The organism is Pseudomonas botevensis (genome assembly GCF_019145475.1).
GTDB lineage: Bacteria > Pseudomonadota > Gammaproteobacteria > Pseudomonadales > Pseudomonadaceae > Aquipseudomonas > Aquipseudomonas botevensis.
In genome coordinates this window covers 65,975-90,658 of the sequence record NZ_JAHTKI010000023.1, presented here as the reverse complement: position 1 = coordinate 90,658, position 24,684 = coordinate 65,975, and the positions used below count along the sequence as shown (strand labels likewise).

The window sequence follows — 24,684 nt, the reverse complement described above, 5'->3', positions numbered from 1 at the left end:
GTAATCGCTTGTCAGACTGCAATCAATTCGAGAGACGCGGCAGGATCAGATCCTTGAGATCGGTCAGCTTGCCATGAAAAAAGTGTCCGCATTCTGCCACTTTCAGCAGCTCATGGGGGCGCTGGAGTTGTTCGGACCATTGGTAAACCAGCTGTGGATCGATAACTTCGTCGGTTTCCGGCTGGATCACGGTCAAGTCGCCCCGTTGCGGCAGTTGATCCTGATCGCCCAGACGCATCACCGCCGGCGCGACCATGAACAGGTGCTTGAGCTGCACGCCTTGCGCTTCGAGACGGCCGCCGAGACTTGCGGCAACAAATCCGCCGAAGGAAAAACCGAACAGGGTCAGCGGCAGATCCGGGTGTTTCTCCAGCAGCCATGCGGCGGCAGCCTGGGCATCGTCGACTTCACCGCTGCCCATGTCGTGGGAACCTTCGCTGGCGCCGACCCCGCGATAGTTGAAGCGCAGGGTAATCAGGCCGGCGTCGCGCGCGGTGCGTTGCAGGGTCGAAACGACCTTGTTGAGCATGGTGCCGCCCTGCACCGGGTTCGGGTGGCAGATCAGCGCGATGCCGCGCGGCTGCTCGCTATCAAGGTACAGCGCTTCAAGTTGACCGACAGGGCCGGCAATCACTACAGGGGTTTCACGCATCAGCAAGGAAGGAACTCCGTGACCTCGAATCGGGTCGACTCGTCTAGCAAATTGTCTGTGCCAATCTATTGCGAGTGAATCGCGGTATACAGCGCAGGTTCGAGCCGTTAACGTAAAGCAAAGCCGTTTATAGAGGAAGGACTCGTGGAACACTCGCTCTTAGTTTGGTTGTTACCGACTCTTGCCCTGGTTGTGGGTGTCGCCATTGGATTCCTGATCGCACGCGTTGCGCCGAACGCCGCGCCGAGCCGCACGCAGCGTCAACTGGACGATATTCAGGAACGTTTCGACAGTTATCAGAACGAAGTGGTCACCCACTTCAACAGCACCGCCAATCTGGTCAAGAAACTGACCCAGAGCTATCAGGAAGTGCAGGATCATCTCGCCGAGGGCGCCAACCGTCTGGCCCTGGACGAGCAGACCCGTCAACGCCTGCTGGCGTCTCTGCACTCCGAAGCGGCACAAGCGCCACGCGAGCGCCTGACGCCACCGCGCGACCAGGAACCGCCGCGCGACTACGCGCCGAAAGCCCCGAATTCCCCGGGCATGCTCGACGAGCATTACGGCCTGAAGAAGTAATCAGCCTTCGCGCCAACAAAAAGCCCCCGGACAAGCACTTGTCCGGGGGCTTTTTTGTATCTGCTGATTTTCTCGGGCACACCACGCATCGGAATGCTCTGCCCATGTGGGAGCAGGTTTGCTCGCGAAAGCGCCAGAACCGGCGCCACAAAAAAATGCCCGACCACCAGGGATCGGGCATTTCTCATTCAGGCTGGCGGTTACGGATACTGCTGAACCGTACCTGGCTGCTGTTGCTGACCACCATACTGCTGGCCCGGAATCGCCTTCAGGTTGACCTCGACCCGGCGGTTCTGTGCCCGGCCATTGACGTCGGCGTTGCTGGCAATCGGATTATCCGGGCCGGCGCCACGGGCCGACAGGTTGGCACCGCTGACACCTTGCGAGGTCAGGTAGGTCGCCACGCTCTGCGCACGACGCTGGGACAGGTCCATGTTGTGCTGGCGGGCGCCGGTGCTGTCGGTGTAACCGACGATCTCGATCTGGTTCTGGTTGAACTCTTTCAGCGAGTTGGCCAGGTTGTTCAGCGGCTGATAGAAGCTCGAAGCGATGTTCGCCGAATCGGTAGCAAAGGTGATGTTGCCCGGCATGATCAGCTTGATCTGGTCGCCCTGACGCTGCACTTCAACCCCGGTGTTGGCCATGCTGGCGCGCAGTTTCTTTTCCTGCTGGTCGGCGTAGTAGCCGTAACCGGCCGCCGAAGCACCGACCACCGCCGCGCCGATCAAGGCGCCCTTGCCACGGTTATTGTGATCGATGGCAGCACCGGCCAATGCGCCGGCCAGCGCGCCGAGGCCGCCGTACTTGGCGGTTTTGCTCATGCCCTGGGAGCCACCGTCGGCCTGGCCCTGATTGTCATACGGGTTGGGCGAGGCGCAGCCGGACAATACGGCCACGGCAGTAGCGACAATAATCAAACGACGCGTGGTGAACATGGAGTGCTCCTACATTTTGCATTCTGTGGTGCAGCGGCCATTGGCAATTGGCCCGTGCGGGCGTTGGATCATGACAATGCACAAAAATTCCGCTGGGCACCCGTGACAAAATGTTTAGGCGCGCACAAACGGGTTTTCGCGCATCTCGTCGCCCAGACGCGTATCCGGACCATGCCCGGCGATGACTGTCGCGTCTTCGTCCAGGGTGTACAGCCGCTGCTTGATCGAACGCACGATGGTGGCCTGATCACCGCCCCACAAATCCGTGCGCCCTACTCCGCGCCGGAACAGCGTGTCGCCGGCAATCAACAGCTTAGCCTCGGAAAACCAAAAGCTCATGGAACCTGGGGTGTGTCCTGGCGTGTGCAGCGCAACGCCGCAGCCGCAGGCCAGTTCTTCATCGTCGCTCAACCAGCGATCCGGTGAAGGCACGGGGGTGTAAGGCACTCCGAACATCTGGCACTGCATCTCGAGATTGTCCCAGAGGAACTGATCTTCCTTATGCAGGTGCAGGGTCGCACCGGTTTTCTCTTTCATCTGCCCCGACGCCAGGAAGTGATCGAGGTGAGCGTGGGTGTGAATGATGCTGACCACCTTCAGGCCCAGTGCATCGAGGCGCGCCATGATCAGATCCGGGTTGCCGCCCGGATCGACGACGATGGCCTTTTTGGTGATCGGGTCGCCAATGATCGTGCAGTTGCACTGCAACGGGCCGACAGGGAAGGTTTCACGGATAAGCGCAGGGCTTGGGGCAGACATGGGAGAGATCCTGGACAGACGGCGTTGACTTTCGCCTCAGGATTCTACGCCAAGCGCCGACACAGGGGCCGGGACATTTATTTGGCGTCATTAATCGGAAAGTAATGGCCAAGTGATGTCATTCGTAACGCTTCTGATGCAAAATCGCGCTTTTTTGTAGCGGTCGCATTCGGGAAGGGCCGCAGCGCACTCAGGAATAACGCATGCCTAGTCCAACTGGTAGTACTACAAGTCTCCCTTCCAATCTGACAGGCGTGAACGCGCTCGACAGCTTGCTTTCAGGGTCCTATTGGGCAGGCGTGAACTGGCCTTTCGATGGGCCGACCAAACTGACCTACAGTTTTATCGAGCCGAACACCTCGTATTTCGCGACCAACTACAGCGCCGACAACGAATACAAAGCCATTTACGCGCTGTCCGACGGTCAGAAGGCCGGCATCATCAACGCGCTCGCCACCTGGAGCGCAGTCGCCAACATCACCTTCACCCAGACCTCAGACGACATTTCCAACGTCGGCGACCTGCGTTTCGGCGGCTACGCGCTGATGGGCAACGAAGCGGCAGCCTGGGCGTATACACCTTCCAATGTGCCACGCGGGGGCGACGTCTGGATCGGTGACCCGACCGTTCAGTACCCTACCAAGGGTACCTATGACTACATGACCTTCATCCACGAAATCGGTCATGCCCTGGGCCTCAAGCACCCGTTTTCCGCCAGCGGTGCGAACCCGACGATTCTCGATCCGGCCCTGGACGACGTTCAGTTCACGGTCATGAGTTACCACAACGATTATTCGTATCAACCGATGACTCCGATGGTGCTGGATATCCTCGCCATCCAGGCGCTGTATGGCGCCAACATGAATTGGCAGACCGGCGACAACATCTACAGCTGGAACGCCTACGCGCCGGTGTTCGAAACCATCTGGGATGCCGGCGGCAACGATACGATCGATGCGAGCAATCAGGCTGCCAAGGTCGATATCAACCTGAACGAAGGCAGCTACAGCAGCATCGGCCTGCCCAACCTCACCAGTAACAGCGTCTTCACTCGAGGGCTGGGTATCGCCTACGGCGCCAAGATCGAAAACGCCACTGGCTCGAACTACAACGATATCCTGCGCGGCAATGCCCTGGACAACGTCCTCAATGGCGGCACAGGCGCCGACATCATGTACGGCGGTGCCGGCAACGACACCTTTTACGTCGACAACCGGGATGACCAGGTCATCGAAACAGGCACCTCGGCCAGCGAAGTCGACTCGGTCTATTCCACGACCAGCTACAGCCTGTATCTGTATGCGAACGTGGAAAATCTCACGCTGCTGACCAACGCCAATATCAATGCGTATGGCAACGATTCGAACAACGTCATCACCGGTAACGCCGGCGATAACCTGCTCGACGGTTACGGCGGTGCCGATACTTTGATTGGCGGCGCCGGTAATGACATCTACGCGGTCGACAACGCAGGCGATGTCATCCGCGAGACCAGCACCCTGGCCAGCGAGATTGACACCGTGCGCGCCTCGGTGAGCTGGACGCTGGGAGACAACCTGGAAAACCTCGAACTTGTTGGCAGCGGCAACATCAATGGTGTCGGTAACAGCCAGGACAACGTGCTGACCGGCAACGCCGCCAACAACGTCCTCGACGGCCAGGGCGGCCTGGACACCATGATCGGCGGCGCCGGCAACGATGCCTACGTCATTGATCAAGTGGGTGAGTTGAACCTGGTAAAAGAAGACGCCAATCAGGGCAGCGACACCCTGATTCTCACGTATGGCGTGCAGAGCAACACCCTCATCGATTTGAACAGCAGCGCGCTGAACAACTTCGAAAACGTCACCCTCAACGGTGTGGGCGCCTTCGATGTACTGGGCAACAGCCAGGACAACTATCTGGTCGGCAATGCCTTCGCCAACAACCTGCAGGGCGGTGCCGGCAACGACATGCTTGATGGCGGTGCCGGTGCGGACACCCTGATCGGTGGTACGGGCAACGACATCTACGTCATCGACACGCTGCAAGACACTGTGATCGAACAGGCCAACGAAGGGCGTGACCTGGTTCGCACATCCATCAACTATACCCTCGGCGCCAACATCGAAGACGGTGAGCTGCTCGGCACTGCAGCGCTGAACCTCGATGGCAACGAGTTGGCCAACGTGCTGACCGGCAACTCCGGCGACAACGTCATCAATGGTGGGCTCGGCGCCGACGTGATGAGCGGCGGCACTGGCAATGACGTGTACATCGTCGACAACGCCAGTGACGTCATTGTCGAAACCTGGACCAACGATTACGACCAGGTCTACGCCTCTGTCAATTACGTTATCGATATCAATATCGAAGCATTGACCCTGACCGGCGCGGATAACCTCAACGGCACCGGCAACTCCAGCGCCAACCGCATTACCGGCAACATCGGCAACAACATCCTGGACGGTGCCGGCGGGGTAGACACCTTGGTCGGCCTCACCGGTGACGACACTTACGTCATTGACGAGATCGGCGACCAGATCATCGAACAGGCCAACGAAGGTCATGACCGGGTGCTGGCCTGGAACTCTTTCGTCCTGTCCGCCAACGTCGAAGACGGCCAGTTGATGGGCAACGCGGCGCTGTCCCTCTACGGCAACGAACTCGACAACGTACTGACCGGAAACAGCGGCGACAACACGCTGAACGGCGGCGTCGGTGCCGATACCATGATCGGTGGCGATGGTGTCGACACCTACTATGTCGACAACGTCGGCGACGTGATCATCGAGACCGATGCCTCGCCAACCGCCTACGACCGCGTGTTCTCGTCCATCGACTACACTCTGGGCGGCAACGTCGAGAACCTGCTGTTCGTCGGCACCGCCAATCTGCGCGGCACCGGCAGCGATGTCGCCAACCGCATGACCGGCAACTCCGGCGACAACATCCTCGACGGGGGGCTGGGTGCCGATACCCTGATGGGTGGGCTGGGCAACGACACCTATATCGTCGACAACGTCGGCGACACCGTCAGCGAAACCAGCACCCTGGCCTCTGAGATCGACACTGTCTGGTCGTCGGTCAACTGGACGCTCGGCGCCAACGTGGAAAACCTGAACCTGGCCGGTACGGCCAACCTCAACGGCAGCGGCAACGAGCTGAACAACAGCCTGACCGGCAACAGTGGCAACAACATCCTCGACGGCGGTGCCGGCAACGACACGCTGAACGGCGGACTGGGCGCCGACACCCTGATCGGCGGCGCAGGCTACGACACCTACATCGTCGACAATGTCGGCGACATCATCAGTGAAACCGGCCCTCTGAGCTACGAAGTCGACACCGTCTGGGCTTCGCTCAACTGGACCCTGGGCGCCAACCTGGAGTACCTGTTCCTGGCCGGCAACGACAACCTCAACGGCACCGGCAACAGCCTGAACAACATGCTGACCGGCAACGCCGGCAACAACATCCTCGATGGCGGCCTGGGGGCCGACACCATGGTCGGTGGCCTGGGCAACGACACCTACATCGTCGACAACCTCGGCGACACCATCAGCGAAACCAGCACCCTGACCAACGAGATCGACACCGTGCGCTCTTCACTGGACTGGACCCTGGGCGCCAACCTGGAAAACCTCATCCTGACCGGCAGCGCAATCAACGGCACCGGCAACGAGCTGAACAACACCCTGACCGGCAACGACGGCGACAACACCCTCAATGGCGGCGCGGGGGCCGACATCATGATCGGCGGTGCCGGCGTCGACACCTACTACGTCGACAACGTCGGCGACGTGATCATCGAGACCGATGCCTCGCCAACCGCCTACGACCGGGTGTTCTCCTCCATCGATTACACCCTCGGCGCCAACGTCGAGAACCTGCTGTTCGTCGGCAGCGCCAACCTGCGCGGCACCGGCAGCGATGTCGCCAACCGCATGACCGGCAACGCTGGCGACAACATTCTCGACGGTGGTCTGGGTGCCGATACCCTGATGGGCGGTCTGGGCAACGACACCTATATCGTCGACAACATCGGCGACACCATCAGCGAAACCAGCACCCTGNACTGGACCCTGGGCGCCAACCTGGAAAACCTGTTCCTGGCCGGAACCGGCAACCTCAACGGCACCGGCAACAGCCTGAACAACATGCTGGTCGGCAACAGCGGCAACAACATCCTCGATGGCGGCCTGGGGGCCGACACCATGGCCGGCGGTCTGGGCAACGATACCTACATCGTCGACAACCTCGGCGACACGATCAGCGAAACCAGTACCTTGGCCAATGAGATCGACACCGTCCGCGCGTCGGTGGACTGGACTCTGAGCGCCAATCTGGAAAACCTCATCCTGACCGGCAGTGCAATCAACGGCACCGGCAACGAGCTGAACAACACCCTGACCGGCAACGACGGCGACAACACTCTCAATGGCGGCGCGGGGGCCGACATCATGATCGGCGGTGCCGGTGTCGACACCTACTACGTCGACAATGTCGGTGACGTGATCATCGAGACCGACGACTCGCCAACCGCCTACGACCGCGTGTTCTCGTCCATCGACTACACCCTGGGCGGCAACGTCGAGAACCTGCTGTTCGTCGGCACCGCCAATCTGCGCGGCATCGGCAGCGATGTCGCCAACCGCATGACCGGCAACTCCGGCGATAACTACCTCGACGGTGGTCTGGGGGCCGATACCCTGATGGGCGGTCTGGGCAACGACACTTACGTGGTCGACAACATCGGTGACACCGTCAGTGAAACCAGCACCCTGGCCTCCGAAATCGACACCGTGCGCTCCTCACTCAACTGGACCCTGGGTGCCAACCTGGAGAACCTGGTTCTCACCGGCACGGCCAACCTCAACGGCAGCGGCAACGAGCTGAACAACAGCCTGACCGGCAACCAACAGCCTGACCCACCCTGACCAACGAGATCGACACCGTGCGCTCTTCACTGGACTGGACCCTGGGTGCCAACCTGGAAAACCTCATCCTGACCGGCAGCGCAATCAACGGCACCGGCAACGAGCTGAACAACACCCTGACCGGCAACGACGGCGACAACACCCTCAATGGCGGCGCAGGGGCCGACATCATGATCGGCGGTGCCGGCGTCGACACCTACTACGTCGACAACGTCGGCGACGTGATCATCGAGACCGATGCCTCGCCAACCGCCTACGACCGGGTGTTCTCCTCCATCGATTACACCCTCGGCGCCAACGTCGAGAACCTGCTGTTCGTCGGCAGCGCCAATCTGCGCGGCATCGGCAGCGATGTCGCCAACCGCATGACCGGCAACGCTGGCGACAACTACCTCGATGGTGGTCTGGGGGCCGATACCTTGATCGGTGGTCTGGGCAACGACACTTACGTGGTCGACAACATCGGCGACACCATCAGCGAAACCAGCACCCTGGCCAACGAGATCGACAGCGTCTGGGCTTCGCTCAACTGGACCCTGGGCGCCAACCTGGAAAACCTGTTCCTGGCCGGTAGCAGCAATCTCAGCGGTACCGGCAACAGCCTGAACAACACGCTGGTCGGCAACAGCGGCAACAACACGCTTGACGGGGGTGCCGGTGACGACACGATCGATGGAGGCCTGGGGGCCGACATCATGATTGGTGGCGCCGGGGTCGACACCTACTACGTCGACAACGTCGGCGACGTGATCATCGAGACCGACGACTCACCGACCGCCTACGACCGCGTGTTCTCGTCCATCGACTACACCCTCGGCGGCAATGTCGAAAACCTGCTGTTCCTCGGTACCGCCAATCTGCGCGGCATCGGCAGCAACGTCGCCAACCGCATGACCGGCAACGCTGGCGACAACTACCTCGACGGTGGTCTGGGTGCCGACACGCTGATGGGCGGCCTGGGCAACGACACTTATGTGGTCGACAACGTCGGCGACATCATCAGTGAAACCAGCACCCTGGCCAGTGAAATCGACACCGTGCGCTCCTCCATCAGTTGGACCTTGGGCGCCAACCTGGAGAACCTGGTTCTCACCGGCACTGACAACATCAAAGGCACCGGCAACGAGCTGAACAACGTGCTGATCGGCAACAGCGGCTGGAACACCCTCACAGGTGGAGCCGGGGACGACATCCTCGACGGCGGCCTGGATGGCGACTACATGAATGGCGGCGCGGGTTCGGACACCTACTACGTGGATGACGTCTTTGACATTGTCATGGACCTGGATATTGGGACCCGTCCGAGCGATGTCGACCTGGTCATCTCGTCAATCAACTACACCCTCGGCAGTGATATCGAGAACCTGACCCTCGCCGGCAGCAGCAACCTCAACGGCACCGGCAACGACGGCAACAACGTACTGATCGGTAACAGCGGCAACAACATCCTCACCGGCGGCCTCGGCGCTGACACCCTGACCGGTGGCAATGGTGCCGATGTGTTCGTGCTCGGTGCCTGGAACGAGTCAGGCGTGGGCAATCTGCGTGACGTGATTACTGACTTCAACAGTGCACAAGGCGACAAGATCGATCTGACCAAGTTTGATGCCAACCTGCTGACCTCCGGCGTCAACGGTTTCTCCTTCATTGGCGCAGCCGACTTCACCGGCGCAGGCCAACTGCGTTTCGTCGACCACGTTCTGTCGGGCAACGTCAGCGGTAACGCCGGTGCAGACTTCGAAATCCAGCTGGTGGGTGTGAACAGTTTCAGCGCCAACGATCTGGTGGCCTGACGCTCGCCTCACGCTTTCAACCCGGCCTGCCAATGGCCGGGACTGAAAACAACAACGCCCCGACTGGTTCGGGGCGTTTTTTTGGGCTGTCATTTTGTGGCGGTCAACTCAGGACGCCCAGCTCCTTGGCGCGTGCCACGGCCTGTGTGCGCCGTTCCACGCCCAGCTTGCTGTTGATATGGCTGGCATGGGTCTTCACGGTGTGCAGCGAGATGAACAGTTGCTCGCTGATTTCCTGATTCGAACAACCTTGGGCGATCAGGCGCAGTACCGCCAGCTCCCGGCTGCTGAGCTGTTCGGCCGTCGCGCATTCCAGCGCAGGACGTGCGGTGGAAACAGGAAAGTGCTCCAGCAATTGCTGATTGACGGGACTGGACGCCGTCAGTTGCAGCTGCCCGCGCAACCAGTCCGGGTTGTCTTTGACCAATCTGTCGAACGGTTGCAACACACCGCCAGCCGCCGCGTCCAGTGCCTCGACCAACGCTTTGCGAGCCTCCGGTTCGCGACCGCTCGCCAGCAGCAAGGCAACCTTTTGCGTCAACGCCATCACGCTCAGCAATTGGCGACCGGTCTGCTGTCCGTTTTCATGCAACACATTCAACCGCCCTTCGGCGAGCATCGGTTGTCCCTGGATCACGTCGAGCAACGCCTGCTGCAATTCGACATGCAGCGGCAATTGCGGGTGAAACTCCGGCGGTGCCGCCGCGCGTTCACCGGTATAGGTCTGCCCCAGTCGTGCCAGCCAGGCCTCGGCCAGATCCGTGCGCCCCTGAGTCAACCACAGTTCGCATTTGACCAGGGTAATCATCGCCAGGTAGTAGATCGGCGGCACATCCCAGATATGCATCAAGCGCTCGGCTTCGGCCAGTTCGGCGAAGGCCTTGGCGAATTCACCGCTGTTGCCATCCAGCCGGGCAATCACGCAATGACCGATCAGCACGCTGATGTCGCGGCAGGCTCGCGCCTCGCTCAGACCGGCCTGCAATCGTGAACGTGCCGCCTGCGGTTGCAGGCGCATCGCCAACAGAAAACCTTCATACAGCGTCAGACGCGCACGCACCGCATACAAGCGTTGCGGCGACAGCCCGCGCAGACGCTCCAGACCCTGATGAACTTCATCCAGCGCCCGCACGATCTCGCCCCGCGCCTGCAATACCCGGGCGCGGTCGTAGTGGGCCAGCGCCTCGAACAGAGGATTGCCGACCCGCTGCGCCAGCTCCAGCGACTCGCGGTTCAAGCCCCGTGCGCGCCACAGATCGCCGTCGGCGATCGCCAGATTGGACAGGGTCGACAGACACATCAGCCGCTGGCCGTAACGCTTGGCCGGCAGGCTCTCCAGTGCTTCGGTGCAATACCTCAGCGTTAGTTCACGATGGCCGCGCCCCCGGGCGATGATCCCGCTCAGCGCCAGCCATTGCGCCAGCATCGATTTCTGCGCGGTTGCCGAGGGCGCTGGCAAGAAACGGCTCAAATGACTGGACAACTCTTCGGCCGCGTCGAGCTGACAGGCCAGCCCCAGTGCCCAGCTGTACAGCACAATCAGCCGTGGCGTGCTGATCAGCAGGCTGTCGGGCAAGTCCATTTTCCAGCGCAGCAGCATGCCGACGTTCTGCTCGGCCAGCAGCTGTTCCTCGGACAGGTTCTGCACCAGATTCGCTGCCACATCGAGGTGGCCGGCGCGCAACGCCTGCTCCACCGCTTCGTCGAGCAGCCCCTGGGCGTTGAACCAGCGACAGGCGCGCAGATGCAGCGTCGCAGCCGGCACCATGGCCTGGGTCATGGGCCGGCTGCGCAGCAGATCGGAGAACAAATGGTGGTAGCGATACCAGTGCCCGTGTTCGTCCAGCGGCACCAGAAACACCTGATGCGCCAGCAGAAAACGCAGAATCTCGGCGCTGTCATGGGCTTCGCGCACGGCGTCGCACAGTTCGCTGCAAAAGCGCTCCTGCGGCGCGGTTTCATAAAGGAATGCCTGAACCTCGCCGGGCAGACAATCGATGACCTCTTCCAGCAGATAGTCGCGAATCAGCCCTTCCCCGCCGTTCAGCGCTTGCGGCAACAAAGCATCGCTGCCGGCCTCGGCAACCGCCAGCAGCCAGAAGCGCAACCCGGCGACCCAGCCTTCACTCCGCTGGATCAGGCTTTCCAGGGCCTCGCCGCGCAGTGAACTGCTATGGCGGTCGAGCAGGGTCATGGCCTCATCGTAGGTCAGCCGCAGGTCCTGTTCATTCAGTTCCAGCAGTTGGCGCGACAGCCGCAGACGCGCCAGATGCCAGTCAGGACGCTGGCGGCTGGTGACCATGACCACCAGGCCATCGGGCAAATGATTGAGGAAAAATTGCAGGCAACGGTCAAGCACCGGTCCCTGAGCGAGATGGTAGTCGTCGAGTACCAGCAGCAGCGGCGCCTTCGGATCAAGCTGCAGCGCCAGTTCGTCGAGCAGGCCGTCGAGCCACTCTTCGAAGGCGAACGGCTGATGCCGCTGACGCATCTTCAACAGCCCGAGCGCGCGGCTGCCCAGTTGCGGGAAGTAATCCTGCAACCCTTCGAGCAAGCGCTCGAGGAACCGCCCCGGATCGCTGTCTCGGGCGCTGAGCCCCAGCCACAGGCTTTGCCAGTGCGCCGGCAGGCTCTGACAGAACTCCACCGCCAGCGAACTCTTGCCAAACCCGGCCGGCGCGCTGACCAGCAGCAGGCGTCCGCCAAGCCCGGCACTCAGGCGTTCACACAGACGCGGTCGTAGCACGTAGCCCTCGGGCAACGGTGGACGGAAGAAACGTCCGTCCAGTGCCGCGACGGCAACGCTTGCGGGACCCGGAAGTGGGGACAGATCAGTCATGGCCGGCTCTTGTTTGAATTGCTGTTGGCGGCGTTGCAGATGTCCGCAGACTAGCCTTAAACGAACCGGTTATGAAGGTTGCTGCTACAAATGGCTACAAAAAGACTACGTGCGTGGATGACGGAAAAGTCCCGGAAAAAAAACGCCCCGAACCAGTCGGGGCGTTTTCACGAGGATGCGGCCTCGTTTTTACAACGGTTTAGCGGACACCATCCTGACGCAGGGCGGCCGGGGTGAAGTCACTGGTAGTGGCCGTGAAGCCGAAGTCATACGCCGACTTCTCTTCGTTCTTCATGCCCAGGGCCAGGTAACGACCCGACTGCAGGTCGTAGAGGGTTTCAAGGGTGTACCACGGCACTTGCACGTTGTAGTAATCCTGAGAGTGGGCTTCCGCCACACGCCAGAGTTGATTACGACCGTCGTAGTGGTCGATCACCGCGGCTTGCCAGGTGTCTTCATCGATGTAGAAGTCACGCTTGGCGTAGATGTGGCGCTGGCCTTCTTTCAGGGTGGCGACCACATGCCACACGCGACGCAGCTCGTAACGGGTCAGGTCCTGATTGATATGACCCGCCTTGAGGATATCGGCGTACTTGAGTTTCGGATCGTCGAGTTTGTAGCTGTCGGAGGCGATGTACATCTCTTTCTTGCCTTCGAGCTTCCAGTCGTAGCGATCTGGCGCGCCGTTGTACATATCGAGGTTGTCCGAGGTACGCAGACCATCCGCCGCGGTGCCCGGGCCGTCATACGACACTTGAGGCGCACGACGCACGCGACGCTGACCGGCGTTGTAGATCCACGCCGCACGCGGTTCCTTCACCTGATCGAGGGTTTCGTGAACCAGCAGCACCGTACCGGCCAGACGCGCCGGCGCAGTCACTTTTTGCTTGAAGTAAAACAGGATGTTGCCCGGGTTCGCCGGATCGTAGTCCTTCATCTTGTCGCGGAACACGAACTGATCCTGGAAGTACACCAGGCTGAACGAGCCATTGGGTTGCGGTGTGGCCTGGGTTACCAGTCGGGTCACGCTGCCGCCGCGATAACGGGTGATGTGGTTCCAGATCACCTCCAGGCCACTTTTCGGAATCGGGAAAGGCACAGCGGTATCGAATTTTTCCAGACCGTTGCCGCCAGACACCAGCGTGGTATTGACCGCGTTCTTCTTGATCGCGGCAAACACGTCATCCGGCACGGTCGCGCCGCGATGGGACGGGTAGACCGGCATCTTGAAGGTGTCCGGGTAGCGCTGGAACATCGCGTACTGGCCCGGCGAGAGCTTGTCCTTGTACTGGTCGACGTTCTGTTTGGTGATGGTGAACAGCGGCTTTTCACTGGCATACGGATCGGACAGGAAACCCTTGCTGTCGACGGTGCCGGCATTTTTCGCCATCGGTTTCCAGGCCGGAATCGAGCCATCGGCGTTGCCGGCCATCTCGGCGCCCATCGGGGTCAGGCTCTTGCCCAGTTTGTCCGCTTCGGCGGCAGGCACCGCCGCCATGACGCCGGTCGCCAGCAGCGACAGGCCCAGAACACCGGCGTGGAACAGACTCTTTGTTATTTTCATAAATTCGCTCGTCCTGAAAATGCAGTGCTTAGAAGTTCACGCCGAAGCTGAGTGCAACGAAGTCGCGGTCATCAACAGTGGTGTACTTGCCGTCGAAGAAGTTGGTGTAGGCCAGGCTCGCGGTGTAGGTGTTCTGGTACTCGGCATCGACACCCAGGCTCACCGCCTTGCGACCTTCCTCGAAGTTGCCGCCAGGGCCTGGCGAGTAACCGCTGACGTCATGGGACCAGGCCACGTTCGGCTTGAGGTTCACACCGGCGAACACGTCGTTGTATTCCCAGATCGCCCGACCGCGATAGCCCCACGAAGTCGCCGTGGTGAAACCGTCATCGTTGCAATTGCGGCTGCGGTTGTTGGTCGGTGTGCCCGGACCGGCACCGTTGATGGTGCTGGTATTGAGCGCCACGCAAGTGTTGGCGCCACCGGTGGCCGGCAGTTCGCCCGGACCGTAGACCGGATCGCGGCCATAACGTACGTCGGAGCTGCTTTCCAGGCCGCCGACGTGGGTCACGCCCACTTCGCCCACCAGGGTCAGACGGCTGGCACCCATGACCTGATCGAAGAAGTGCGTCAGGGTGGTCTGGAACTGGGTGATTTCCTTGCGGCGATAGCCGTGCAGATCCTGGCCCGGCACGCCGTTGAGCAGCGAGGCGTTGGCCAGGGAGCCGCCCAGAGGACGCACACCGGCAAACAGGATGTCGGTGGAGTTCAGTTGTACCGGAGCGTTCGGCCGGTAGCTGATTTCACCGCTCCACGCCGTACCGGTAGGCAGGGTGGTGGAGAAGCTCAGGCCATAGAGACGGATGTCTTCAGGGTATTCGACGAAGTATTTCGAGCTGCCCGCGACCACCAGCGGCCCCAGCGCGCGGAATGCCGCCGGCAGTGCCGCCACACCGTTGTACACCGACTGCGGCGCACCCGTGGCGCTGAAGATCGGCGCACGGCTGTGGTAGTTCATGAAGTAGGCACCGAACTCGGTATCGAGCGGGTCGAACATGTACTTGAACGACGCACCCCACTGGCCGCTGTCACGGGCATCGCGGTCGCCGGCCCGGCGCACCAGCACGCCTTCCTCGTTGACGTCGACACCGGCGGCGGCCAATGGCCCCAGGGCGACGGCAGGGATCTGCGAACGCTTGTTCAGCACGCGCAGGTTGTCGGTGCAGCCGTCGGCAATGATGTCCGGCTGGGAGAAGAAGGTGCCGCAGTTGTCGACGACAGTCTGGTCCCACTCGAGCTGATAGAAGGCTTCGGCCGACAGGTTGTCGGTGAGGCTCTGGGACACGTAGAACATGTTGACCGGAATCAGGCCTTCCTTGACTTCGGCGCCGGGACGACGGAACGCGGACACGTCGATCGGGTTGATCGAGTTGATGCCGCCGCCGATGAAGGTACTTTCACCCCAGCTCACCACCTGCTTGCCCAGACGCACGGAACCCGGCTGATCGGCAATCGAGTAGTTGTGGTAGACGAAGGCGTCGAGGATCTGGCCGCCGGAGGACTTGGCGCCTTCCTTGCGGTTGTGGTCGCTGATGTCCTTGAACTCGCGGCTTTCATCCTTGAGCTCGAAGTCGTACCAGTATTTGCCACGGACGAACACGCCGGTGTCGCCGTATTTCAGTTCAAGGTCATGGATACCCTTGAAGATCTTGGAGAAGGTCTCGCCGCTCTTGAAGTTGGCGTGACCGTCATCGGAGGTCTGGGACAGCCCCTTGCCACCGTTGTTGACGCCGATGAGGTTCTTGTTCGGTTGCTGGGTAGACCAACTGGCGCCAATCGACAGGGATGAGTCGAACTGGCCTTCGATTTCACCGACGTTGAAACTGACGCCGAATGCCGGCCCGGCGAGCGAAGAAGCAAGACTGACGGCCAGAGGCAGTTTAGCCCGGCGCCAGAACTGATTTACTGAGGTCATCGACGCTACTCCATGTGCATTATTGTTATGGCAGTGAGTACTTTTAAAAACGCCTGAAGGACCGGGAGCCAAGGGTCGCCCGAAATCGCTTCAATGTTGCATCGCCCCGTTTTGTGCGTTTGCCCCGTTCTTAAAAATCCTTGAGCGGACTATAGCCAGCAGGTGGTAGTGCTTGATCCCTCTAAAGTGTGATTTGCGCTGCCGACCACTCTGGAACAGTCCTTTCGCCAGTCCGACACACGTCGGCACGGCAAGAATGGCTGAAAATTCGGATTTCACAAGCCAAGCGCTTGCTTGGGCGGGTCTGGCGCGCCGTTTTCGGCGCGCCAGGGGAGGTTCAGAGGGTCGAGAGGAAGGTGCTGTTATTGGTCTGCCATTCGCTGATGTCGAGGCGGATGCGCTTCTTGTCGAGCTTGCCGACACTGGTCTTGGGAATTTCCGTAACAAGGGCGATCTGACTCGGAATCGCCCACTTGCTCAGGTGCCCCAGTTCCACGAACGGCTTGAGGTGTTCCTTGAGTTCCCGCGCCCCGATGGCGTGCCCTTCGCGGATCACCAGCAAGGCGAACGGCCGCTCGCCCCACTGCGGATCAGGGATACCCACCACTGCTACTTCACGTACCGCAACGTGACGACTGATGAGGTCTTCGAGATCCAGCGAGGAAATCCATTCGCCGCCGGTCTTGATCACGTCCTTGATACGGTCGCGGATATCGATCACGCCCATGCTGTCGAGGGTCGCGACGTCACCGGTGTGCAACCAGCCGCCGGCCCACAGCTCGGCGCCCTTCTGCGGTTCGTTGAAATAGCCTTCGGTCAGCCACGGCGCACGCAGCACCAGTTCGCCCTGGGTATCGCCGTCGGCCGGGAGGAAGTTGCCTTCGCCGTCGACGATCGCCGCCTCCACCAGCGGTCCCGGCACCCCGGCCTTGATCCGGTAGGTGGTGCGCTCGTCTTCGCTGCCCGCCATCAGTTCGTCGTTCAGGTGCGCGCAGGACACCAGCGGCCCGGTTTCCGACATGCCATAGGCGGCGGTCAGCTGAATGCCTTTGCTCTTGGCGGTTTCATAGAGTGTGCGGTTGAGCGCACTGCCGCCGATGACTATCTTCCAGCCGCCGAAATCGGTGCTTTGCGCCCCCTTGGCGTTGAGCAGCATTTGCAGGATGGTCGGCACGCAATGGGAGAACGTGACCTTTTCCTTGCGCCACAGCTCGACCAGAAACTCCGGATCGTAACGCCCCGGATAAACCTGTTTGAGACCCAGCATGGTCGCCACATACGGCAGGCCCCAGGCGTGTACGTGGAACATCGGGGTGATCGGCATGTACACATCGTTGGTGCCCAGCAGCCGCACGCTGTCGATGGCGCCCATGATGGTCGACACGCCCATGGTGTGCAGCACCAGTTGCCGATGGGTGAAGTACACCCCTTTCGGATTGCCGGTGGTGCCCGTGGTGTAGAACGTGGTCGCGACCGAGTTTTCGTCGAAATCCTCAAAGTCGTACTGCGGGCTGGCGGCGGCCAGCAGTTGCTCGTACTCGCCGAGCAGATTCGGCAGGTCGGCGGTTTTTTCCGGCAGATCGGTCAGCAGCAGGGTTTTGTCGACCGTGGTCAGGTGCGGCGCGATGGCCTGGTACAAGCCCACGAACTCGCTGTTGACCAGCACGAAGCGGTCCTCGGCGTGGTTCATGGTGTAGAGAATCTGCTCCGGCGACAGGCGCACGTTGATGGTATGAATCACCGCGCCAATCATCGGGATGGCAAACATGCACTCCAGGTAACGATGGCTGTCCCAGTCCATCACCGCCACGGTATCACCGGGCTTGACCCCGGCCGCCGTCAGCACGTTGGCCAGCCGCGCCACCCGTTCGATCAGGGTCGGATAGCTGTAACGCAACTGGTCACGGTAGATGATCTCGCGGGTTTTCTCGTAACGGGCACCGGACATCAGCAGCCGTTTAATCAGCAATGGGTACTGGTAGGCCCCTTCGGCGGGCGGAATAACGCGAGTCTGCAACATAAGAGTCCCTTTTCTGACTGCACGGTTTTGATGAACAGATTCGTACTCTAAAACCGTTACGTGACAGCTAAATCAGCCAAAGGAATGATTTGCAGAGCCGGACAAATGCTAGCTTTGCGCCAGCATCTGCCGGGATTCATCGTCGTTCAGGCGGTTTGCCCTACAGCCGCTTCAGAAGGCGTGCGTGGGAAAACCACCGCAGCAAGGAAAGTCAAAGCGCCAAAACCGGCCAGGATCAGGTAAAGCCCCACAAAACCATGGCGTGGTTCGACATAGGAAATCAGCGGAATCGCCGTCGCACTGGCGCCGAACGATAAACAGTAACGCAGCGCGAAGACCCGCGACTGCCAATGCGGCGCGACGAAATTGGCGACCATCGAATCGTTCACCGTGACCTGGCCGAACACCACGAACATGAACGCCGCCCCGATGGCGATCACCGCCCAGCCGTCGACGTAGGCCAGCGCAAACAGCAGTGGCGCCTGGCACAGCGTCAAGGCGATGAACGGCCACTTCAGGCTGACGCGGTGCAACACCCGGCCAATGCTCAACTGCGCGATGGCACCGAAGGCATAGGCCAGGCTGACCACCACGCCGAGGGTCTGCGGCGAAGCAAACAAATCGTGCAGGCGCTCCTGGAACAGTTTCGGATACGTCATGGTCGTGGCGTTGAACACCACGCCACCGGTGGCGGTGGCCAACGCCAGCACAGCGAACACCATGACCATCGAAATCCGCTGGCCGCCGGCACCTTTGAGCGCGGTGTGCGGACGTTGCGAAATGGGTTCCTCGCGCACCTGCAAGGCGAAGCCGATCCCCAGCATGATCGCCACCGCTCCCGGTAACAGAAACGCCGAGCGCCAGCCGAACTGCGCCACCAGCAACCCGGTGATCAGCGCCGAAAACGCCACGCCGAGGTTGCCCCACATGCCGTTGATGCCGATTTCCCGCCCGCGATTCTGCGCACAGGCCACCAGCATCGCGGTGCCTACCGGATGATAGATCGCCGCAAAAATGCCGATCAGGGTCAGGCCGATCACCAGCATCGTCGGGCTGTTGCTCAGGCCGGTGAAGATCGCCGAGGCGCCGATGCCGAAGAAAAACACCAGCATCATCCGGCGCCGGCTCCAGTGATCGCCCAGCCAGCCGGCCGGCAGCGAACAGGCGCCGAACGCGATAAAGCCACCCAGCGACAGGCCGATCAGCGCGGCGTAGTCGAGGGCAAAGGCCTGGGTCATGCCGAGCACGGCGGCGGGAAAAATCAGCATGAACATGTGATCGATCACATGGGCTGCGTTGATGTAGCGAATGACGTTTCTGGATGGGTTCATCGCGGCACGCTTTATAGAGTTATCGGTGGTTGTCAGTGGCTTATGCTAAGTTGGCGAAAAAGCGCATTCCTGCCATCCGAGTCATCAAATCAGACATGTTGATCAGCCATTTCGACCACGGCCCGGTGAGCGCCTACCCTCGGGATTATCTGGACGGCGCACACCAGCCGCTGCACCTGCACCGTGAAGCGCAGTTGCTGTATGCCGCCAGCGGAGTGATGCGGGTGGTCACCGCACAAGGGGCATGGGTGATTCCGCCGAGTCGCGCGGTGTGGATTCCACCGGAGGTGGCGCACGAGATTTTCATGTCCGGCGATGTGCAGATGCGTTCGCTGTTCATCGCCGCGCATCTGTCGCCCGCCAGCCTCCAGCACTGTTGCGTGCTGGCGGTGACGCCTTTGCTGCGCGAGCTGATCCTGCGTGCGGTGCAAGGCCCGCCCCACGCCGACAATCCGCTGATCCAGCAATTGATGCTGGAAGAACTCGCCAGCCTGGAAAACCTGCCGCTGCACATACCGATGCCCACCGACCGGCGCTTGCAGAACATCTGCCTGGCGTTGCTGCGCACGCCGGATCACCCCAATACCCTGGAAGACTGGGCGCAGCAGGTCGGCGCCAGCTCACGCACCCTGGCGCGACTGTTCCAGCAGCAGTTGCAGATGAATTTCAATGCCTGGCGCCAGCAACTGCGCCTGATGGAAGCCCTGCCACGCCTGCTCGCCGGGGACAGCGTGCAGCGCGTGGCGGGAGATTTGGGGTACGGCAGCGCGCGGGCGTTCAGCGCGATGTTTCGCCGCTTGCTCGGGGAGAATCCCCGGGACTATCTGAACACCCTGAACAAACTCAGCGAGCTGGTTTAGCCGATCAATGCATCTCGGTGAACGCGAGTTTCACCCCGATGGCGATCAGTACCGCCCCCATGGTGCGGTCGAACCAGTGGCCCATGCGGGCGAAACCGGCGCGCACGCGCTGCTGGCTGAACAGCATCGCCACCAGGCAGAACCAGGTGGCAGTCGCCGCCGCCAGGTAGATCCCGTAACCGGCCTGTACCGCCAGCGGCGTGTGCGGATTGATCACCACGGTGAACAGCGACAGGAAGAACAGCGTCGCTTTCGGGTTCAGGCCGTTGGTCACGAAACCTGAGGTGAATGCGCCACGGGCGGTGCGTTCGCCAGCCTCCTTGTGCAAGTCGTCGGTCACGGTTTTCGCCGGTTGCGCGCGCAGGGCCTTGAAGCCGATGTACAGCAGATAGGCGGCAGCGGCCCACTTCAAGGCATTGAACAGCACAATCGACTGCGACACGATCAGGCCGATGCCGAGCAACGAATAGCCGACATGCAGGAAAATCGCCGTGCCCACACCCAGCGCCGTCCAGGTGCCGGCGCGCCGACCGTGGGTCACACTTTCGCGCACCACCACGGCGAAGTCCGGGCCGGGACTGGCGACAGCCAGCAGATGGATCAGTGCAACGGTCAAGAACTCGGTCCAGTACATGAGGGCTCCCTTACAAAGGCGTAACGATTTGTTTCATCTGTTAGGCTCGGCAGAGTACGCCCTCCGCTCAAAGCACAAAAGGTACAGTTGATGACGAACGCTCGCCGCGCCGTATTTCTTGATCATCCCTCGCTGGATCTGGGAGATCTCGACCTGAGTCCCTTGCGCGAATGCTTCAGCGATCTGCAACTGTTCGCCCAGACCTTGCCCGAACAAGTCGCCGAACGCCTGCAAGGCGCCACGGTGGCGATCACCAACAAGATCCTGATCGACGCCGCCGCCATGGCCGCCAACCCGGATCTGCAACTGATCCTGATCACCGCCACCGGCACCAACAACGTCGACCTGGCCGCCGCCCGCGAACGCGGCATCACCGTGTGCAACTGCCAGGGTTACGGCACACCGTCGGTGGCGCAGCACACGATCATGCTCCTGCTCAACCTCGCCACCCGCCTGGCCGACTACCAGAAAGCCGTCGGCGAAGGTCGCTGGCAGCAGGCGAAACAGTTCTGCCTGCTGGACTACCCGATCATCGAACTGGAGGGCAAAACCCTGGGTCTGCTCGGCCACGGCGAACTCGGCGGCGCGGTGGCGCGCCTGGCTGAAGCGTTCGGGATGCGCGTGTTGCTGGGGCAGATTCCCGGTCGCCCTGCCCGCGCGGATCGTCTGCCGCTGGAGGAACTGCTGCCACAGATCGACGCTCTCACCCTGCACTGCCCGCTCAACGAACACACCCGACACTTCATCGGCGCCCGCGAGCTGGCATCGATGAAACCCGGCGCCCTGGTGGTCAACACCGCCCGTGGCGGCCTGATCGACGAACAGGCGCTGGCCGATGCCTTGCGCAACGGGCATCTCGGCGGCGCTGCCACCGATGTGCTGAGCGTGGAGCCGCCCAACCATGGCAATCCGCTGCTGGCCGCCGACATCCCGCGCCTGATCGTCACTCCGCACAACGCCTGGGGCAGCCGCGAGGCCCGGCAACGGATCGTGGGGCAATTGCGCGAAAACGCCCAGGCCTTCTTCAGCGGTAAGGCGCTGCGGGTCGTCAGTTGATAAACTGCGGCACTTTTTTTCACGGGAGCAGTTATGGATCCGCGCAGTGAAGTACTGCTTCGTCAGGCCGAGTTATTCCAGGGGCCGCTGTTGTTGGCCGGTTTGCCCGCCGACGATTTGCTCGGGCGCCTGCCCAACGCGTTAGGCTGGTGCTGGCACGCCGGCGATCAAGCCGCGCTCGATGCGCGTTTCGCCGGACGCAGCCACTTCGGCGTGAATGTCCCGGAGCGCGAATTCGACAGCGCCGTGGTGTTCCTGCCCAAATCCAAAGACTTGACCGATTACCTGCTCAACGCCGTGGCCGCGCGCCTGGCCGGGCGCGAGGTGTTTCTGGTCGGGGAAAAACGCAGCGGCATCGAAGGCGCGTCCAAACAGCTCAACCCCTTCGGCAAGCCGCGCAAGCTCGACAGCGCCCGGCATTGCCAGTTGTGGCAAGTCACCGTGGCCGACGCACCGCAGGCCAAACCGCTGGAAAGCCTGGCACAGACCTACGAACTGCCGCTGGCCGAAGGCCCGTTGAAGGTCGTCAGCCTGCCGGGCGTGTTCAGCCACGGTCGCCTGGATCGCGGCAGCGCCCTGCTGCTGGAGCATCTGGACAAACTGCCGGGTGGGCATCTGCTGGATTTCGGCTGTGGCGCCGGTGTATTGGGCGCGGCGATCAAACGTCGCTATCCCGAGACGCAGGTGACGATGCTCGACGTCGATGCGTTCGCTACCGCCAGCAGTCACCTGACCCTGGCTGCCAATGGTCTGGAAGCCGAGGTCCTGACCGGCGACGGGATCGATGCCGCCCCGATGGGTTTGAACGCGATTCTGAGCAATCCGCCGTTCCATACCGGCGTTCACACCAACTATGTCGCCACCGAGAACTTGCTGCGAAAAGCGGCCAAACATCTGAAAAACGGTGGCGAACTGCGCCTGGTGGCGAACAGTTTTCTGAAGTACCAGCCGTTGATCGAAGAGCACTTGGGCGTGTGTGCGATCAAGGCCGAGGGCAATGGCTTCCGGATTTATCGGGCCAAACGCGGCTAGAAATTTGTACTTGCTCTATCGGATTGGCGAAGGCAGAATCCGCTCCGTCCTAGGGGAGTAGTCTCCCACGAGCGCCAAGCTCGTCCGGCATACGTCAACATACTTGATCCTCAGATCATGGCGTATGCGACCCAAGCGTCCGCAGCAGACGGATCGCAGGGTTTGACAAGACCTATGACACGCACACCTTACCCGGGGCGGGAAGGCTGTACGTGTCATAGCCGTGTCGACCCGCCCCTTAGGAAATCCTGATGCTGGACTCGTTACTCGTTCCCACCGCAATCGTTGCCTTGGCCGAAATCGGCGACAAGACGCAACTGCTCGCGCTGATTCTCGCCGCTCGCTTTCGCAAACCCTGGCCGATCATTGCCGGTATCGTCGCTGCGACCCTGGCCAACCACGCGGCAGCCGGTGCGGTCGGCGCCTGGTTCGGCAGCTTCTTCTCCGACGCGGTCCTGCACTGGATTCTCGCCGCCAGCTTCGCCGCCACGGCGCTGTGGACCCTGGTCCCGGACAAAATGGACGATGACGAAGCCAGCACCGCCCGCAAGTTCGGACCGTTCCTGACCACGCTGATTGCGTTCTTCCTCGCGGAAATCGGTGACAAGACCCAGATCGCCACGGTGATGCTCGCCGCGCAATATCCGGAATTGTGGCTGGTGATCATCGGCACCACCGCCGGCATGCTGATTGCCAACGTTCCGGTGGTACTGGCCGGTAACTTCGCGGCGGAGAAACTGCCGCTGACCCTGATCCGTCGCCTCGCGGCTTCGGCGTTCATGATTCTGGCGGTTGTTGCGGTGTACAAGGCGATGCAGAGCAGTGGCTGGGTTTGACGCGATAACCCGGTAACACCGCGTTATCGTTCTTCGCGAGCAAGCCCCACCGATTTACGGCTAACCAATGGGGGAACAGGCTTGCTCGCGAAGAGGCCATCAGCCTCGCTGAAAATCCCTCAGGACTTCGGTGCTTTTTCGTACAGCGGCATGACCTTCGGAATTGCCGCTTCCAACGATGCGATACGACTGGACGACGCCGGGTGAGTGCTCATGAATTCCGGTGGCGAACCCTCGGAAGCCTTGCTCATCTTGTTCCACAGCGTGATTGCCGCATTCGGGTTGTACCCGGCGCGGGCGGCCAGTTCCAGGCCGATCAGGTCGGCTTCGTTTTCGTTGGCCCGGCTGTTGGGCAACGTCATGCCGTATTGGGCCACGGTGTCGGCCAGCGCCATGCTGTCCTGGCCCAGCCCCAGCAACGCACCGGCGCCCTGCTTGGCCATTTCGATGCCATAGGCCTTGGACATCGCTTCACGACCGTGCTCGCGCAGGGCGTGGGCGATTTCATGGCCCATGACCGCAGCGATTTCATCGTCGGTGAGTTTCAGGCTGTCGATCAGCCCGGTGTAGAAAATGATCTTGCCGCCAGGACCGCAGTTGGCGTTGAGTTCATCGCTCTTGATCAGATTGACTTCCCATTTCCACTGCGCCGCATCCGGACGGAAATTCGGCGTCTGGGCGATCAGGCGGTTGGCAATGGCCTGAACCCGCTTGGCCTCGTTGCTGGACTTGTCCAGCACACCCTTGCTCGACGCCTCGCCCACGGTCTTCTGATAGGACTGGGCGTACATCTGGTCGACCTCTTGCGAGGACAGCAGGCTGGACATGTACTGCTTGCGTTCCACGCCCACGGCACCGCCGCTGGTGGTGTTGACCGACTGGCAGCCGGCCAGCAACAGCGCTGCGCTCAGCGCACCTACAACCAATGTCTTGTTCATTCAAAAGCTCCCTGAAAACCTG

At 61.3% G+C, this 24,684-nt stretch carries 17 protein-coding genes, 1 pseudogene and 1 riboswitch; of the genes and pseudogenes, 8 read left to right on the top strand and 10 right to left on the bottom strand.

Features of this window, described 5'->3' with window-relative positions; genetic code table 11:
* Positions 1-22: 22 nt before the first annotated feature.
* Complete coding sequence (locus tag KVQ74_RS24105; RefSeq protein ID WP_217833909.1) at positions 23-652, bottom strand: alpha/beta hydrolase; 630 nt, start codon at positions 650-652, stop codon at positions 23-25.
* Between the two features lie 144 nt (positions 653-796).
* Between KVQ74_RS24105 and KVQ74_RS24100 the strand changes: the two genes are divergently transcribed.
* Positions 797-1,231 carry a YhcB family protein gene (locus tag KVQ74_RS24100; protein WP_217833876.1) on the top strand — a complete coding sequence of 145 codons (435 nt, stop codon included), beginning with the start codon at positions 797-799 and terminating at the stop codon, positions 1,229-1,231.
* A 200-nt stretch (positions 1,232-1,431) separates the two neighbouring features.
* Here the strand turns inward: KVQ74_RS24100 and KVQ74_RS24095 are convergent, their stop codons facing one another.
* Both KVQ74_RS24095 and KVQ74_RS24090 read right to left on the bottom strand, forming a co-directional pair.
* Entirely contained in the window at positions 1,432-2,166 is a 735-nt protein-coding gene (locus tag KVQ74_RS24095; protein ID WP_217833875.1) for an OmpA family protein, read from the bottom strand.
* A 114-nt stretch (positions 2,167-2,280) separates the two neighbouring features.
* Positions 2,281-2,925 carry an MBL fold metallo-hydrolase gene (locus KVQ74_RS24090; RefSeq protein ID WP_217833874.1) on the bottom strand — a complete coding sequence of 215 codons (645 nt, stop codon included), beginning with the start codon at positions 2,923-2,925 and terminating at the stop codon, positions 2,281-2,283.
* A 203-nt stretch (positions 2,926-3,128) separates the two neighbouring features.
* Here KVQ74_RS24090 and KVQ74_RS29780 point away from each other — a divergent pair.
* From KVQ74_RS29780 to KVQ74_RS24080, 3 genes and pseudogenes are all read left to right on the top strand, one after another.
* Positions 3,129-3,761: pseudogene (locus KVQ74_RS29780) on the top strand (matrixin family metalloprotease); the annotation flags it as partial.
* Complete coding sequence (locus tag KVQ74_RS24085) at positions 3,741-7,844, top strand: beta strand repeat-containing protein (RefSeq protein WP_450091449.1); 4,104 nt, start codon at positions 3,741-3,743, stop codon at positions 7,842-7,844. The pseudogene KVQ74_RS29780 and the gene KVQ74_RS24085, both read left to right, overlap by 21 nt.
* Before the next feature lie 17 nt (positions 7,845-7,861).
* Positions 7,862-9,637 (top strand): calcium-binding protein, encoded by a 1,776-nt coding sequence (locus tag KVQ74_RS24080; protein ID WP_318837873.1) that lies wholly within the window; start codon positions 7,862-7,864, stop codon positions 9,635-9,637.
* Positions 9,638-9,740: 103 nt separating this feature from the next.
* Here the strand turns inward: KVQ74_RS24080 and KVQ74_RS24075 are convergent, their stop codons facing one another.
* The 5 genes from KVQ74_RS24075 to KVQ74_RS24055 all read right to left on the bottom strand — a co-directional run bounded on the left by KVQ74_RS24075 (position 9,741) and on the right by KVQ74_RS24055 (position 19,306).
* Positions 9,741-12,476 carry a LuxR C-terminal-related transcriptional regulator gene (locus tag KVQ74_RS24075; protein WP_217833872.1) on the bottom strand — a complete coding sequence of 912 codons (2,736 nt, stop codon included), beginning with the start codon at positions 12,474-12,476 and terminating at the stop codon, positions 9,741-9,743.
* Between the two features lie 199 nt (positions 12,477-12,675).
* On the bottom strand, positions 12,676-14,040 hold the full coding sequence (locus KVQ74_RS24070; protein ID WP_217833871.1) for a DUF1329 domain-containing protein: 1,365 nt from the start codon (positions 14,038-14,040) through the stop codon (positions 12,676-12,678).
* A gap of 28 nt (positions 14,041-14,068) precedes the next feature.
* Positions 14,069-15,955 carry a DUF1302 domain-containing protein gene (locus KVQ74_RS24065; protein ID WP_217833870.1) on the bottom strand — a complete coding sequence of 629 codons (1,887 nt, stop codon included), beginning with the start codon at positions 15,953-15,955 and terminating at the stop codon, positions 14,069-14,071.
* Between the two features lie 337 nt (positions 15,956-16,292).
* Positions 16,293-17,975, bottom strand: a complete 1,683-nt coding sequence (locus KVQ74_RS24060) for a fatty acid--CoA ligase (protein WP_217833869.1) — start codon at positions 17,973-17,975, stop codon at positions 16,293-16,295.
* Positions 17,976-18,121: 146 nt separating this feature from the next.
* Entirely contained in the window at positions 18,122-19,306 is a 1,185-nt protein-coding gene (locus tag KVQ74_RS24055) for an MFS transporter (RefSeq protein ID WP_217833868.1), read from the bottom strand.
* Positions 19,307-19,401: 95 nt separating this feature from the next.
* Between KVQ74_RS24055 and KVQ74_RS24050 the strand changes: the two genes are divergently transcribed.
* Positions 19,402-20,166, top strand: a complete 765-nt coding sequence (locus tag KVQ74_RS24050) for an AraC family transcriptional regulator (RefSeq protein ID WP_217833867.1) — start codon at positions 19,402-19,404, stop codon at positions 20,164-20,166.
* A 4-nt stretch (positions 20,167-20,170) separates the two neighbouring features.
* Here the strand turns inward: KVQ74_RS24050 and KVQ74_RS24045 are convergent, their stop codons facing one another.
* On the bottom strand, positions 20,171-20,800 hold the full coding sequence (locus KVQ74_RS24045; RefSeq protein ID WP_085700862.1) for a LysE family translocator: 630 nt from the start codon (positions 20,798-20,800) through the stop codon (positions 20,171-20,173).
* A gap of 90 nt (positions 20,801-20,890) precedes the next feature.
* Between KVQ74_RS24045 and KVQ74_RS24040 the strand changes: the two genes are divergently transcribed.
* From KVQ74_RS24040 to KVQ74_RS24030, 3 genes are all read left to right on the top strand, one after another.
* Entirely contained in the window at positions 20,891-21,856 is a 966-nt protein-coding gene (locus tag KVQ74_RS24040) for a 2-hydroxyacid dehydrogenase (RefSeq protein ID WP_217833866.1), read from the top strand.
* Positions 21,857-21,889: 33 nt separating this feature from the next.
* Positions 21,890-22,888 carry a class I SAM-dependent methyltransferase gene (locus KVQ74_RS24035; protein WP_217833865.1) on the top strand — a complete coding sequence of 333 codons (999 nt, stop codon included), beginning with the start codon at positions 21,890-21,892 and terminating at the stop codon, positions 22,886-22,888.
* Between the two features lie 39 nt (positions 22,889-22,927).
* Positions 22,928-23,052: riboswitch (yybP-ykoY riboswitch) on the top strand.
* An 87-nt stretch (positions 23,053-23,139) separates the two neighbouring features.
* A complete protein-coding gene (locus KVQ74_RS24030) occupies positions 23,140-23,724 on the top strand; it encodes a TMEM165/GDT1 family protein (RefSeq protein WP_217833864.1) in 585 nt (194 codons plus the stop codon).
* A gap of 119 nt (positions 23,725-23,843) precedes the next feature.
* Here the strand turns inward: KVQ74_RS24030 and KVQ74_RS24025 are convergent, their stop codons facing one another.
* Complete coding sequence (locus tag KVQ74_RS24025) at positions 23,844-24,662, bottom strand: M48 family metallopeptidase (protein ID WP_217833863.1); 819 nt, start codon at positions 24,660-24,662, stop codon at positions 23,844-23,846.
* Positions 24,663-24,684: the final 22 nt, after the last annotated feature.

Coding starts and splice junctions, on each gene's coding strand:
- KVQ74_RS24105 (WP_217833909.1), bottom strand. CDS start 652: ATGCGTGAAACCCCTGTAGTGATTGCCGGCCCTGTCGGTCAACTTGAA.
- KVQ74_RS24095 (WP_217833875.1), bottom strand. CDS start 2,166: ATGTTCACCACGCGTCGTTTGATTATTGTCGCTACTGCCGTGGCCGTA.
- KVQ74_RS24090 (WP_217833874.1), bottom strand. CDS start 2,925: ATGTCTGCCCCAAGCCCTGCGCTTATCCGTGAAACCTTCCCTGTCGGC.
- KVQ74_RS24075 (WP_217833872.1), bottom strand. CDS start 12,476: ATGACTGATCTGTCCCCACTTCCGGGTCCCGCAAGCGTTGCCGTCGCG.
- KVQ74_RS24070 (WP_217833871.1), bottom strand. CDS start 14,040: ATGAAAATAACAAAGAGTCTGTTCCACGCCGGTGTTCTGGGCCTGTCG.
- KVQ74_RS24065 (WP_217833870.1), bottom strand. CDS start 15,955: ATGACCTCAGTAAATCAGTTCTGGCGCCGGGCTAAACTGCCTCTGGCC.
- KVQ74_RS24060 (WP_217833869.1), bottom strand. CDS start 17,975: ATGTTGCAGACTCGCGTTATTCCGCCCGCCGAAGGGGCCTACCAGTAC.
- KVQ74_RS24055 (WP_217833868.1), bottom strand. CDS start 19,306: ATGAACCCATCCAGAAACGTCATTCGCTACATCAACGCAGCCCATGTG.
- KVQ74_RS24050 (WP_217833867.1), top strand. CDS start 19,402: ATGTTGATCAGCCATTTCGACCACGGCCCGGTGAGCGCCTACCCTCGG.
- KVQ74_RS24045 (WP_085700862.1), bottom strand. CDS start 20,800: ATGTACTGGACCGAGTTCTTGACCGTTGCACTGATCCATCTGCTGGCT.
- KVQ74_RS24040 (WP_217833866.1), top strand. CDS start 20,891: ATGACGAACGCTCGCCGCGCCGTATTTCTTGATCATCCCTCGCTGGAT.
- KVQ74_RS24035 (WP_217833865.1), top strand. CDS start 21,890: ATGGATCCGCGCAGTGAAGTACTGCTTCGTCAGGCCGAGTTATTCCAG.
- KVQ74_RS24030 (WP_217833864.1), top strand. CDS start 23,140: ATGCTGGACTCGTTACTCGTTCCCACCGCAATCGTTGCCTTGGCCGAA.
- KVQ74_RS24025 (WP_217833863.1), bottom strand. CDS start 24,662: ATGAACAAGACATTGGTTGTAGGTGCGCTGAGCGCAGCGCTGTTGCTG.